Origin of the sequence: Pseudomonas sp. TH07, assembly GCF_016651285.1 — a bacterium.
Taxonomy (GTDB): Bacteria; Pseudomonadota; Gammaproteobacteria; order Pseudomonadales; family Pseudomonadaceae; genus Aquipseudomonas.
On sequence record NZ_JAEKED010000001.1, the window covers coordinates 2,155,538 to 2,169,466 of the forward strand.

At 62.7% G+C, this 13,929-nt stretch carries 7 protein-coding genes; 3 read left to right on the forward strand and 4 right to left on the reverse strand.

Annotated elements, in window-relative coordinates:
• Positions 1-165 precede the first annotated feature (165 nt).
• A complete protein-coding gene (locus JFU57_RS10170; protein WP_078469504.1) occupies positions 166-1,002 on the forward strand; it encodes a 23S rRNA (adenine(2030)-N(6))-methyltransferase RlmJ in 837 nt (278 codons plus the stop codon).
• 67 nt (positions 1,003-1,069) lie between these two features.
• Here the strand turns inward: JFU57_RS10170 and msrA are convergent, their stop codons facing one another.
• The 4 genes from msrA to aceE form a co-directional block, all read right to left on the reverse strand.
• A complete protein-coding gene (msrA, locus tag JFU57_RS10175) occupies positions 1,070-1,717 on the reverse strand; it encodes a peptide-methionine (S)-S-oxide reductase MsrA (protein WP_020297308.1) in 648 nt (215 codons plus the stop codon).
• A 75-nt stretch (positions 1,718-1,792) separates the two neighbouring features.
• Positions 1,793-4,486 (reverse strand): sensor domain-containing phosphodiesterase, encoded by a 2,694-nt coding sequence (locus JFU57_RS10180; protein ID WP_201129164.1) that lies wholly within the window; start codon positions 4,484-4,486, stop codon positions 1,793-1,795.
• A gap of 308 nt (positions 4,487-4,794) precedes the next feature.
• Positions 4,795-6,741, reverse strand: a complete 1,947-nt coding sequence (gene aceF / locus JFU57_RS10185; protein WP_201129165.1) for a dihydrolipoyllysine-residue acetyltransferase — start codon at positions 6,739-6,741, stop codon at positions 4,795-4,797.
• A gap of 11 nt (positions 6,742-6,752) precedes the next feature.
• A complete protein-coding gene (gene aceE, locus JFU57_RS10190; protein ID WP_078469508.1) occupies positions 6,753-9,398 on the reverse strand; it encodes a pyruvate dehydrogenase (acetyl-transferring), homodimeric type in 2,646 nt (881 codons plus the stop codon).
• A 385-nt stretch (positions 9,399-9,783) separates the two neighbouring features.
• Here aceE and glnE point away from each other — a divergent pair, with 385 nt between their 5' ends.
• A complete protein-coding gene (gene glnE, locus JFU57_RS10195; RefSeq protein ID WP_078469509.1) occupies positions 9,784-12,723 on the forward strand; it encodes a bifunctional [glutamate--ammonia ligase]-adenylyl-L-tyrosine phosphorylase/[glutamate--ammonia-ligase] adenylyltransferase in 2,940 nt (979 codons plus the stop codon).
• Positions 12,724-12,894: 171 nt separating this feature from the next.
• Positions 12,895-13,929: a lipopolysaccharide heptosyltransferase II gene (waaF, locus tag JFU57_RS10200; RefSeq protein ID WP_020298936.1), complete on the forward strand. Its 1,035-nt coding sequence runs from the start codon at positions 12,895-12,897 to the stop codon at positions 13,927-13,929.

A 13,929-nucleotide genomic window follows, 5' to 3' on the forward strand; every position in this document is an offset into this window, starting at 1 on the left:
TTTTGTAGGGCCTGAATGTAATGCCTTCGCGGCGCACAGGTCGAACTGGCATTAGAATTTTTTCTCACTCCGGCCCCGGTTTGCGGCATAAGCCAGGGGCTGCGCGGCGTGACCTGACGACGGCGCGTGTACAAGGTAAACTTCGCCCCCTGCGCAGGAGCAACCATGAACTATCGTCACGCCTTCCACGCCGGCAACCACGCCGACGTCTTCAAACACCTGACCCTGACCCGCCTCATCGCCCTGATGTCGCGCAAGGAGCAGCCATTCGCTTACCTCGACAGCCACGCCGGCATTGGTCTGTACGACCTTCAGGGCGACCAGGCGTCGCGCACCGGCGAGTACCTGGAGGGCATTGCCCGGTTGTGGGGCGAGCAGGATCTGCCGCCGCTGACCGCCGATTACATGGACCTGCTGCGCAAGATGAACCCGGATGGCCAATTGCGCTATTACCCGGGCTCGCCGGAGCTGGCGCGGCGCCTGACCCGTCCCCAGGACCGGGTGCTGCTCAACGAGAAACACCCTGAAGACGGGCAGTTGCTCAAGGACAACATGAAAGGTGATCGCCGGGTGGCGGTGCACCTGGGCGAAGGCTGGCACGTGGCGCGGGCGCTGCTGCCGGTGGCCGAGAAGCGCGCGTTGATGCTGATCGATCCGCCCTTCGAGCAATTGGACGAAATGCAGCGGTGCGCGGCGTCGCTCAAGGAAGCCATCGGCCGCATGCGCCAGACCGTGGCGGCCATCTGGTACCCGGTCAAGGATCAGCGCATGTTGCGCCGCTTCTACCAGGACCTGGCCGGCACCGGAGCCCCCAAGCTGTTGCGCGTGGAGTTGCTGGTGCACCCGCTGGACACCCCCAACAGCCTCAACGGTTCCGGCCTGGCCATCGCCAACCCGCCGTGGGGCCTGGAGGAAGAGCTGCGGGAACTGCTGCCGTGGCTGTCGAAAAAGCTCGGCCAGACCCAGGGCGGCTGGCAGATGGACTGGCTGATAGAGGAGTAACAGCGGCAAGCGGCAAGCCAGGACTGAACCGCTTGTCGCTGCTCTTAACTTGCCGCTTGTGGCTGCTCTAAATGGGGCAAGTGACCCCGGTGCCACCGATGCCGCAGTAGCCGGCGGGATTTTTCGCCAGGTATTGCTGGTGGTAGGCCTCGGCAAAGTAGACGGTCGGGGCTTCTTCGATTTCAGTGGTGATGGTGCCCAGGCCGGCCTTTGTCAGTTCTTCCTGATAGGCCTGTGCACTGGCTTTTGCCGCCGCCAACTGCTCTGGCGTGGTGGCATAGATCACCGAGCGATACTGGCTGCCGATGTCATTGCCCTGGCGCATGCCCTGGGTCGGATTGTGCAGTTCCCAGAACATTTTCAGCAGGTCTTCGTAGCGAGTCTTGGCCTGGTCGTAGACCACCAGCACCACTTCGCTGTGGCCGGTCAGGCCCGAGCAGACTTCTTCATAGGTCGGATTGGGCGTCAGGCCGCCGGCATAGCCGACCACCGTGCTGACCACGCCGTCGTGCTGCCAGAAGCGGCGTTCCGCGCCCCAGAAGCAACCCAGGCCAAAGATCGCGAAACCCACATCGTCGAGGAATGGGCCCAGCAGCGGGTTGCCATTGACGAAATGGGTTTCGGGCAGGTTCATCGGGGTTTCGCGGCCAGGTAGAGCTTGTTCTTTAGTCGGTAGCACGTTTTTGTTCACCAGGATTTCCGAGCGCAGAACCATGATTCAGTCCTCTCAGTCAGGTTGGGGAGTCAGTTACAGAATAGACACGCAGTTTGCCCGAGTGTTACAGCGCTGTCAGGCGATTGGGCCGCGCGGGTAGCGTTTGAGCTTGTCGATCAGCTCGGAGCCGGGGATCGGGCGGTCGAACAGGTAGCCCTGGCCGACGTCGCAACGGTGGCGGCGCAGGAAGGCCAGTTGCTCGGCAGTCTCGATGCCTTCGGCCACCACCTTGAGTTTCAGGTTGTGGGCCATGGCGATCACCGCTGAAGTGATCTCCATATCGTCCTGATTGTCGGGAATTTCGTGGATAAAGCTGCGATCGATCTTGATGATGTCGATCGGGAATTTCTTCAGGTAGCTCAGGGACGAATAGCCAGTGCCGAAGTCGTCCATGGCCAGGGTCAGGCCCAGCTTTTTCAACTGATCCAGTTGCTGGTGGGTGTCTTCCGTGGCTTCCAGCAGCAAGCCTTCCGTCAGTTCCAGCTCCAGCAGCGAGGAGGGCAGTTGCTCCTCCTTGAGGATGCTGGCGATCGAGGCCACCAGGTCCGGGTCGGAAAACTGCTTGGGTGACAGGTTGATCGCCACCTGCAGGTTGCCCAGGCCCGCTGCGGTCAGTTGCTTGCTCATGCGGCAGGCCTGGCGCGCGATCCACTTGCCGATGGGGATGATCAGGCCGGTCTCTTCAGCCACGCTGATGAACTGGTCCGGGCGGATCATGCCCTTTTCCGGGTGGTTCCAGCGCAGCAGGGCTTCCATCCCCAGCAACCGGCCGCTGCGCAGGCAGAGTTTGGGTTGGTAGAACACGTCGAGTTCGTTCTGGGTCAGGGCGCGGCGCAGGTTGTTTTCCACGAACAGCTTGTAGCTGGCCTCGGCGTTCAGTGCTTCGGTGAACACCTGCACCTGGTGCTTGCCGTTGGCCTTGGCCTTGTGCAGAGCCAGGCCGGCGTTGCGCATCAGGGTTTGCGGGTCGCGCCCGTGCAGCGGCGCGCAGGCCAGGCCCACGGAGCCGGTGACGCTGATCAGCTGGTTGTCGACGAACATCGGCTTGTCCAGAGTCGTCAGCAACTGGCTGGCAATCAGTTGGCCGGCCTCCAGGCTGGTGTCATCCAGCAGCACCGCGAACTCGTTGCTGGCGAAGCGCGCCAGGCTGCCGCTCGGGCTCAGGCTGTTGCGCAGGCGGCGGGCCAGGCTGATCAGCAATTTGTCGCCGGTCTGGTGGCCGAGGCTGTCGTTGATCCGCTTGAAGTTGTCGATGTCCACCAGCAGCAGGCTGATGGGGGTGTTGCTGTCGCGGGCGAAACGTTCGTCAAGGTTGCGGATAAAGGCCGGACGGTTGCCCAGGTTGGTCAGGTTGTCGGTGTAGGCCAGGCGCTCGATGCGCTGCTGGGCCAGCTTGGCCTGGGTGATGTCTTCGTAGATGCCGATGTAGTGCGTCAGCTCGCGGTTGTCGCCATAGACCTTGGAGATCGACAACTGGCCCCAGTAGGGCTCCAGGTTCTTGCGGCGGCTCTTGAACTCGCCTTGCCAGCTGTTGCTCTGGGCCAGGCTGGACGGCGCGTCGAACAGCAGCTCGCTGAGGTTTTCCAGGGCCGGCAGTTCCGACAGCCGATGGCCGTGGACTTCCTCGGTGCTGTACTGGGTGATCGCCGTGAAACTGGGGTTGACGTACTCCACCACGCCATCGCAATTGACCAGCAAAAACGCGTTGGCGCTTTGCTCCACGGCACGCTGGAACAGGTGCAGGGCGCTGGTGGCGGTGCGGCGGTTGTGATTGTTGATGACTTGGGCGAACTGATCGGCCAGCTCGCCGGCAAAGGCGATCTCGTCGGACTGCCAGGCCCGGGTCACGCCGGTCTGTTCCAGGCACAGCACGCCGACCACCTGGCCGTCGATGCGGATGCTCGCGTCGAGCATCGCATTCACGTCGCGGGGCCTAAGGCTTTCTGCCATCTCTCGGGTGCGCGGATCGCGCATGGCGTTGTGCGCATCGATGGCGCGGCAGCTGTGCAGGGCCTCCAGGTAATCCGGAAAACCACTGGCGTCGATGACCTCGGGGATCCGGTATTCCTGAGTCGCGCGGGTGTACGCGGCGATCGGCTTCAACAGCTGGTCTTCGAGATTCCAGATGCTCGCGCAGTCGATCTCGTAGATGTCGCAGGCGCAGCGGGTGATCAGCTCGGCGGCTTCCTTCAGCGAGTTGCCGGAGCTGTAGCGCTGGCGCGTCAGGAGCAGGATCAGGTCCTGCTGGGCGCGTACCCGGTCCAGGTGCTGCAGCTGTTCCTGCTGGGCGCGCTGGTTGAGTTCCAGGGCGATCTGCAGGCGGCTGTTCTGGGTCTCCAGGTCCTGGGTGGGCAGTGTGGGGACGTCGCTGAACAGGCCGTCGACCACCAGCAGGTAGCCGCGCAACAGGTGGCGATTGTGCTGTTTGTAGGCTTCGCCCAGCTCCAGCAGGCTCAACGGGCCTTCTGCTGTGTGCAGGGTGTAGCGCACCAGATAGTGCGGGCTGTGGGTCAGTTGCTGCTGGATGGCGTCATGCAACTGATAGCGCGCTTCAGGCTCCATCAGGCTGGCGTAAGGGGCGCCGACCAGGGCACAGAGTTCGACCGCCGGCAGGCCGAATTGGCGTTCGCAATTGGGGTCGAGAAACAGCAGCGCCCAGCTAGCTTCGTTCAGCCGTTCGAAACGCAGCATGCCGAGCCTGGAAGGCACGGGCAACTGCGTCACTACCTCGGCCACCATACGGCTGGCGGCATCGGGTTGGCTTTTCATTGAGGAACTCGCTTCGAAAATGCTGATCGCGCTGGGCTCGCGCCCTCTTCACTGTTGTCTGCGGCAAGGTTGCATCATGCGGCACTTACTGACAAGAGAGATGAAGGCTAAGTGCTATAAGAATCTATCGGCAGCGCTCAGGATTTCTGCACACTTATCGCGTGCCGTTTGGCGCCGGGCTCTGGCCTGGCTGCTGCGCCGATGTGCAGGCAAAAAAAAGCCCCGCCAAATTGGCGGGGTTGAGGTACGAGCGTGGCGCTCGGAAAACAGTGCGTATCGGCTCTCCCATGACAGGAGAGCCGATTGGCTTACAGCAGGATGGTGCGGATGTCGGCCAGCAGGTCGCTCAGGCGCTTGGTGAAGCGTGCCGCAGCGGCGCCGTTGATCACACGGTGATCATAGGAGAGCGACAGGGGCAGCATCAGCTTCGGCTGGAAGGCTTTACCGTCCCAGACAGGCTGGATGGTGGCCTTGGAAACACCGAGGATCGCCACTTCCGGCGCGTTGACGATCGGCGTGAAGCCGGTGCCGCCAATGTGCCCGAGGCTGGAGATGGTGAAGCAGGCGCCCTGCATGTCGTCGGCCGAAAGTTTCTTGGTCCGGGCTTTTTCAGCCAGGGCCGCGGCTTCGGCAGCCAGTTGCAACAGGCTCTTCTGATCGACGTTCTTGATCACCGGTACCAGCAGGCCATCAGGGGTGTCGACCGCGAAGCCGATGTTGACGTACTTCTTGCGGATGATCGCCTTGCCGCTAGGGGCCAGCGAGCTGTTGAAGTCCGGCAGTTCCTTGAGCAGGTGTGCGCAGGACTTGAGCAGCAATGGCAGCACGGTCAGCTTGACGCCAGCCTTCTCGGCGACGGCTTTCTGGGCCACGCGGAACGCTTCCAGCTCGGTGATATCAGCCGAGTCGAATTGGGTCACGTGCGGCACGTTCAGCCAGCTGCGGTGCAGGTTGGCGGCGCCAGCCTGCATCAGGCGGGTCATCGGCACTTCTTCGATCTCGCCGAAGCGGCTGAAGTCCACGACCGGGATCGGCGGGATGCCAGCGCCACCGGTTGCGCCGGCAGCTGCCGGTGCTTCCTTGGCTTTCTGCAGCATGGCCTTGACGTAGACCTGCACGTCTTCTTTCAGCACACGGCCGTGTGGGCCGCTGGCGCTGACGCCGCTCAGATCGACGCCGAACTCGCGAGCCAGTTGGCGAACCGCCGGACCTGCGTGAACCTTGGCGCCTGGCTTGGCCGGGGCCGCCGCGGGTGCGGCAGCAGGTGCCGGAGCCGCAGCGGCAGGTGCGCTTTCAGCCTTGGCCGCGGGAGCCGCAGCAGGGGCTGGAGCAGGAGCGGCTGCGGGAGCTGCGCCCTTGACCTTGAGCTTGAGGATCAGGTCGCCGGTGCCGACTTCGTCGTCCAGCTTGATCGAAACGCTTTCCACTACGCCGGCGGCAGGCGATGGAATTTCCATGCTCGCCTTGTCGGATTCGAGGGTGATCAGCGACTGGTCGGCGGTGACGGTGTCGCCAGCCTTGACCAGGACTTCGATGATCTTGGCCTTGCCCGACGAACCGATATCCGGGACATGGATGTCCTGGACGGTGTCGGCTACCGGGGCTGCAGGCGCGGCCGCAGGAGCGGCAGCGGCTGCCGGAGCAGGCGCTGCAGCCTGGGCTGGCGCGGCGGCGGCAGGGGCCGCAGCACCCGCCACTTTCAACGCCAGGATCAGGTCGCCAGTGCCGACTTCGTCGTTGAGCTTGACGCTGATGCTCTCGACCACGCCAGCGGCAGGCGATGGAATTTCCATGCTCGCCTTGTCGGATTCGAGGGTGATCAAGGATTGATCGGCCTCGACGGTGTCGCCGACCTTGACCTGGATCTCGATGATCTGGGCCTTGCCCGACGAGCCGATGTCCGGCACGTGGACTTGCTGCGTGGTGGCAGCAGCCGGCGCGGCGGCTGGAGCGGCGCCGGCAGGTGCGGCCGCCGGTGCCGCTTCAGCTTTGGCCGCCGGCGCAGGGGCCGCAGCAGCGGCACCTTCGACTTCCAGCTCGAGCAGTTCGTCGCCTTCTTTCAGGCGATCGCCCAGCTTCACTTTCAGGGCTTTGACGATACCGGCCTTGGGCGCAGGAATTTCCATGCTGGCCTTGTCCGACTCAAGCGTCAGGATGCTCTGGTCGGCTTCGACACGGTCGCCGACCTTCACAAATAGTTCGATTACTTCACCTTCACCGCTGCCGATGTCAGGTACGCGAATGAGTTCGCTCACAGAGTGTCTCCTCAGCAGTCCAGTGGGTTGCGTTTTTCCGGGTTGATCCCGAACTTGACGATAGCCTCGGCCACCACCTTGGGTTCGATATCACCACGGTCAGCCAAGGCTTCCAGGGCTGCCAACACCACGAAATGACGGTCTACTTCGAAGAAGTGACGCAGTTTCTTGCGGCTGTCGCTGCGGCCGAAACCGTCGGTGCCCAGGACTTTGAATTCCTTGGACGGGACCCACTGACGAATTTGTTCAGCGAACAGTTTCATGTAGTCGGTAGAGGCAATGACCGGACCTTTACGGCCGCTCAGGCACTCTTCGACGTAGCTCAGTTGCGGCTTCTGGCCCGGGTGCAGGCGGTTGCTGCGCTCGACGGCCAGGCCATCGCGACGCAGTTCGTTGAAGCTGGTAACGCTCCAGACGTCAGCGCCGATGTTGAACTCTTCACGCAGAATCTTCGCCGCTTCACGCACTTCGCGCAGGATGGTGCCGGAGCCCATCAGTTGGACGTGGTGCGCCGCTTCCTTGGTGTCTTCTTCGAGCAGGTACATGCCCTTGATGATGCCGTCCTCGACACCGGCCGGCATGGCTGGCTGCTGGTACGACTCGTTCATCACGGTGATGTAGTAGAAAACGTCCTGCTGCTCTTCGGTCATTTTCTTCATGCCGTCCTGGATGATCACCGCCAGCTCATAGCCGTAGGTTGGATCAAAGGTGCGGCAGTTCGGGATGGTGCCGGCCAGGATGTGGCTGTGGCCGTCTTCGTGTTGCAGGCCTTCGCCGTTCAGCGTGGTGCGGCCGGCGGTGCCGCCGATCAGGAAGCCACGGGTGCGGCTGTCGCCAGCGGCCCAGGCCAGGTCGCCGATACGCTGGAAGCCGAACATCGAGTAGAAGATGTAGAACGGCAGCATCGGCTGGTTGTGGCTGGAGTACGAAGTACCGGCAGCGATGAAGGAGCTCATGGCGCCCGCTTCGTTGATGCCTTCTTCGAGAATCTGGCCCTTCTTGTCTTCGCGGTAGAACATCACCTGGTCTTTATCGACTGGCTCGTAGAGCTGGCCGACGGACGAGTAGATGCCCAACTGGCGGAACATGCCTTCCATACCGAAGGTACGGGCTTCGTCCGGGATGATCGGAACGATGCGTGGGCCGATTTCCTTGTCCTTGACCAGCTGCGCGAGGATCCGCACGAAGGCCATGGTGGTGGAGATTTCACGGTCGCCCGAGCCGTCGAGGATGGCCTTGAGGGTGCTGAGGTCTGGCGTCGGGACGGCGAAGCTCTCGGCGCGGCGCTGTGGCACGAAACCACCCAGGGCAGTGCGGCGCTCGCTGAGGTAGCGGGCTTCGGCGCTGTTTGGCTCTGGCTTGAAGAACGGCAGGTTCTCCAGCTCTTCGTCCTTGACCGGGATGTCGAAGCGGTCGCGGAACAACTTCAGGCTGTCGACATCGACTTTCTTGGTGTTGTGCGCGGTGTTTTTCGCTTCGCCGGCACCGGTGCCATAACCCTTGATGGTCTTGGCCAGGATGACGGTAGGTTGTTCTTTGTGGTTGACCGCTTCGTGGTAGGCCGCATAGACCTTGTACGGGTCGTGGCCGCCACGGTTGAGTTTCCAGATCTCGTCGTCGGACAAGTCGGCAACCATGGCCTTGAGTTCAGGCGTGTTGAAGAAGTGCTCGCGAACGAAGGCGCCGTCTTTGGCCTTGTAGTTCTGGTACTCGCCGTCGATGACTTCGTCCATGCGACGTTGCAGGATGCCGTCGACGTCCTTGGCCAGCAGTGGGTCCCAGAAACGGCCCCAGATGACTTTGGTCACGTTCCACTGGGCGCCACGGAATACGCCTTCGAGTTCCTGGATGATCTTGCCGTTGCCGCGAACCGGGCCGTCGAGGCGCTGCAGGTTGCAGTTGATGACGAAGATCAGGTTGTCCAGCTTCTCGCGGCCGGCCAGGGAGATAGCGCCCAGGGATTCCGGTTCGTCGCACTCGCCGTCGCCCAGGAAGCACCAGACTTTCTGCTTGCCTTCAGGGATGAAACCACGGGCTTCCAGGTACTTCATGAAGCGCGCCTGGTAGATCGCCTGGATTGGACCCAGACCCATGGATACGGTCGGGAACTGCCAGAAGTCAGGCATCAGCCAAGGGTGCGGGTAGGACGACAGGCCCTGACCGTCGACTTCCTGGCGGAAGTTGTTCATTTGTTCTTCAGAGATGCGGCCTTCCATGAACGCACGGGCGTAAACGCCTGGGGAGGTGTGGCCCTGGAAGTAGATCAGGTCGCCGCCGTGTTCGTCGGTCGGGGCCTGGAAGAAGTAGTTGAAACCAATGTCATACAGCGTCGCGCTGGAGGCGAAGCTGGAGATGTGACCGCCCAGGTCTGAATCCTTCAGGTTGGTGCGCATGACCATCGCCATCGCGTTCCAACGTACCAACGAGCGAATGCGGCGTTCCATGAACAGGTCGCCAGGCATGCGTGCTTCGTGGGTGACGGGAATCGTGTTGCGATAGGGCGTGGTGATGGCGTAGGGCAATTGCGAGCCGCTGCGGGTCGCGAGTTCGCCCATACGGGTCATCAGATAGTGAGCACGGTCTTCGCCTTCTTTGTCGAGAACCGATTCCAGGGCGTCCAGCCATTCCTGGGTTTCGACGGGATCGAGGTCTTGCATGGCTTGCTCCAGGGCGGAAAGGCTTCCAGAATCGGTTGCCTGAGTTTGCGACTGGCCTTGTGGGCAGACGATTATAAATTCTTGGATTGCCGGAGGGTTGATCCGGCGGCGTGTAGTTTTACTACAAATCGTCGGCCATTTCAGCCTTTCGAATGTATATACGAGTAGTAAAACTACAGAAGATTGGCTTGTGGCCTCCTGCTTCGTTGTGAGAAAAATCGTTACTGTTGGTCAACGGCCAACATCCTTGGGTAGGAATTTGATGCTGGCTGCCAATAAAACAGAATTTTCAGCTATTTCTAACCTTTGTTCGACAGTCCATCACGACGCGTGTTCGCGGTATTTGCCACAGCCCCTCACTTTCCACGCCGATCAAGGATAGCCCATGAGCCTGCCCGTGCTTGCCCAAGTCCCCGCGATTCTCCTGCCATTAGTCACTCGTGCGCAGCAGTCGTTTCGTGACGCGGTGGCAGCCCTGGATGACGAACACGGGCTTGGAGCCTGGACCGAGCAACGCTGGGACGACTTTGCCCGGGTCGGCGCGGCCAGCGATTTTGTCATTGAGCAGAGTCTGCGTGACCCTTTGATGTTGCTGCAACTGGTGCAGTCCGGCGAGCTGGATCGCGGTTTTGCGCCGGGAGAGCTGTGCGCCCAGATTGCAGCCGCGGTGCAGCAGGCCGAAACCGAAGACGAGTTGGGTCGGGTGCTGCGCCGCCAGCGGACCCGGCACCAGGTCCGGATCATCTGGCGCGACCTGACGCGCCAGGCGGACCTGGTGCAAACCTGTCGCGACCTGTCCGACATGGCCGACGCCAGCATCGACCAGGCCTATCAATGGCTGTACCTGCGCCATTGCCAGCAGTTCGGCACCCCCACCGGTCGCCGCAGCGGCGAGCCGCAACAGATGGTGATCCTCGGCATGGGCAAGCTGGGGGCGGTGGAGCTGAACCTGTCTTCGGACATCGACCTGATCTTTGCCTACCCCGAAGGCGGCGAGACGGTGGGGGTCAAGCGTTCGCTGGATAACCAGGAATTCTTCATTCGCCTCGGTCAGCGCCTGATCAAGGCCCTGGACCCGATGACCGTCGACGGTTTTGTGTTCCGTGTGGACATGCGCCTGCGCCCTTATGGGTCGGCCGGCGCCCTGGTCCTGAGTTTCAATGCCCTTGAGCAGTACTACCAGGACCAGGGCCGGGACTGGGAGCGCTACGCCATGATCAAGGCGCGGGTGGTGGCTGGTGATCAAGTGGCCGGGGCCCAGTTGCTGGACCTGCTGCGGCCCTTTGTCTACCGGCGCTACCTGGATTTTTCGGCGATCGAAGCGCTGCGCACCATGAAGCAGTTGATCCAGCAGGAAGTGCGGCGCAAGGGCATGGCCGAGAACATCAAGCTGGGTTCTGGCGGCATTCGCGAGGTCGAGTTCATTGCCCAGGCGTTTCAACTGATCCATGGCGGGCGTGACCTCAGCTTGCAGCAGCGGCCTTTATTAAAGGTGCTGAGTACCCTGGAAGGTCAGGGTTACCTGCCGCCGGCAGTGATTGGTGAGTTGCGCGAAGGTTATGAGTTCCTGCGTTACACCGAGCATGCAATCCAGGCGATTGCCGACCGCCAGACCCAAATGCTGCCTGACAGCCCGCAGGACCAGGCGCGTATCGCCTTTATGCTGGGCTTTGCCGATTGGGCGGCGTTCCACGAGCAGTTGATGTACTGGCGCGGCCGGGTGGAGTGGCACTTCCGCCAGGTGATTGCCGATCCGGACGAGGAAGACGGTACCGAGAGCGAAGTGGTGGTCGGCGGCGAATGGCTGCCGCTGTGGGAGGAGGCCCAGGACGAGGAGGCAGCCTGCCGGCAGTTGCAGGAAGGCGGCTTCAACGATGCGCCCAAAGCCCTGAAAACCCTCGCCAGCCTGCGCAGCAGCCCGCAACTGCGGGCCATGCAACGCCTGGGGCGGGAGCGGCTCGACGCCTTTATCCCGCGCTTGCTCGCGCAGGCGGTGGAACATGCCAACCCTGATCTGGTGCTGGAGCGGGTGTTGCCGCTGGTGGAGGCGGTGGCGCGGCGTTCGGCCTATCTGGTACTGCTCACCGAGAACCCCGGGGCCCTGCGCCGTTTGCTGACCCTGTGCGCCGCCAGCCCGTGGATTGCCGAGCAGATCACCCGTTTTCCGCTGTTGCTCGATGAATTGCTTAACGAGGGCCGACTGTTCAAGCCGCCCCTGGCCCCGGAGCTGGCCGCCGAGCTGCGGGAGCGCCTGACCCGCATCCCCGAGGACGACCTTGAGCAGCAGATGGAAGCCTTGCGCCACTTCAAGCTGGCCCACCGGCTGCGGGTCGCCGCCTCGGAAATCGCCGGCAGCCTGCCCTTGATGAAGGTCAGCGATTACCTGACCTGGCTGGCCGAGGCCATTCTCGAACAGGTTCTGGCCCTGGCCTGGCGCCAGACGGTGGCCAAATATGGCTCGCCCCAACGCAGCGACGGCACCCTGTGCGACCCGGGCTTTATCATTGTCGGCTACGGCAAGGTCGGTGGTATCGAGCTGGGGCACGGCTCCGACCTGGACCTGGTGTTTATCCATGACGGCGATCCCCAGGCCGAAACCGATGGCGCCAAGCCGATCGACGGTGCGCAATTCTTCACCCGGCTGGGCCAGCGGATCATTCATTTGCTGACCACCCAGACCAACTCCGGGCAGCTCTATGAGGTCGATATGCGCCTGCGTCCGTCCGGCGCTTCGGGGCTCTTGGTCAGCTCCCTGGGGGCCTTTGCGCGTTATCAGGAAAACGAAGCCTGGACCTGGGAGCATCAGGCCCTGGTGCGGGCGCGGGTGCTGGTCGGCAGCCAGGATGTGGGCCGGGCCTTTGAGAAAGTCCGCGCCGCGGTGCTGGGCAAGGCCCGCGACCTGCCCAAGCTGCGCCAGGAGGTCAGCGAGATGCGGGCCAAGATGCGCGACAACCTGGGCAGCAAGCTGACCGCCGCCGGAACCGCGGCAAACGCCTTCGAGGCCACGGCGCCGTTCGATCTCAAGCAGGACGCCGGTGGTATCGTCGATATTGAATTTATGGTGCAATACGCGGCCCTGGCGTGGTCGCAAGAGCACCCGTCATTGCTGCGCTACACCGACAATATCCGCATTCTGGAAGGGTTGGAGGAGGTCGGGCTACTTCCCGCAGCCGATGCCAGCCTGCTGCGCGAGGTGTATAAGGCCTACCGTTCCGCCGCCCACCGCCAGGCCTTGCAGAACGAGGCCGGGGTGATTGCCGGTGATCAGTTCGCCAGCGAACGGCGCGAGGTTTTACGGATTTGGCGCGAGCTGGGGCTAAGCTAGGTTTTTGCCCATACCCGCGCAGCCAGGGTTGGCCAGCAACGTGAGGTTGCTACAAACGTACCCGGCGAGCCGTTCGCGGCTGGTCGTAAATCAACTGGCGGTGAAGGCCGCGGGTGCTGGATTCTCGAGGCGGGGAGGCGGAAGCCTCCCCGGTTCGTTTTTGGAAACCACATGAATATTCTGATCGTTGGGCCCAGTTGGGTCGGTGACATGGTGATGGCACAGACGCTGTTTCAGTGCCTGAAGCAGCGCCATCCGCAATGCGAGATCGACGTGCTGGCCCCCGAGTGGAGCCGCCCGATCCTGGAGCGCATGCCCGAAGTGCGCCAGGCCTTGAGCTTCCCGCTCGGCCACGGCGCGCTGGAATTGGCCACCCGTCGGCGCATCGGCAAATCCCTGGCCGGCCAGTACGACCAGGCGATCCTGCTGCCCAATTCCCTGAAATCGGCCCTGGTGCCGTTTTTCGCCGGCATCCCCCAGCGCACCGGTTGGCGTGGCGAGTTCCGCTATGGCCTGCTCAACGATGTGCGCAAGCTGGATAAAGAACGCTACCCGCTGATGATCGAGCGCTTTATGGCCCTGGCCTACGCGCCTGGCGCCGAGCTGCCGACGCCTTACCCGCGCCCGAGCCTGCGCATCGAACCGCAAAGCCGCGATGCCGCCCTGGCCAAGTTCGGCCTGAGCCTCGATCGCCCGGTATTGGCCTTGTGCCCGGGTGCCGAGTTTGGTGAATCCAAGCGCTGGCCGTCCGAGCATTACGCCAAAGTGGCTGAAACCAAGATCCGCGAGGGCTGGCAGGTCTGGCTGTTCGGTTCGAAGAACGACCATGGCGTGGGTGAAGAGATTCGCGCCCGCTTGATTCCGGGCCTGCGTGAAGAGTCATACAACCTCAGCGGCGGCACCTCCCTGGCCGAAGCCATCGATCTGCTGTCCTGCGCCGACTCGGTGGTGTCCAACGACTCCGGCCTGATGCACGTGGCCGCCGCCCTGAATCGCCCGCTGGTGGCGGTGTACGGTTCCACGTCGCCGGGTTTTACACCGCCGCTGGCGGAGAAAGTCGAAATCGTGCGCCTGGGCCTCGAATGCAGCCCCTGCTTTGACCGCACGTGCCGTTTCGGCCATTACAACTGCCTGCGCCAGCTCCTGCCGCAGCCGGTGAACGAAGCCTTGCAGCGCTTGCAGGGCACTGCGGTCGAGGTCCAGTAA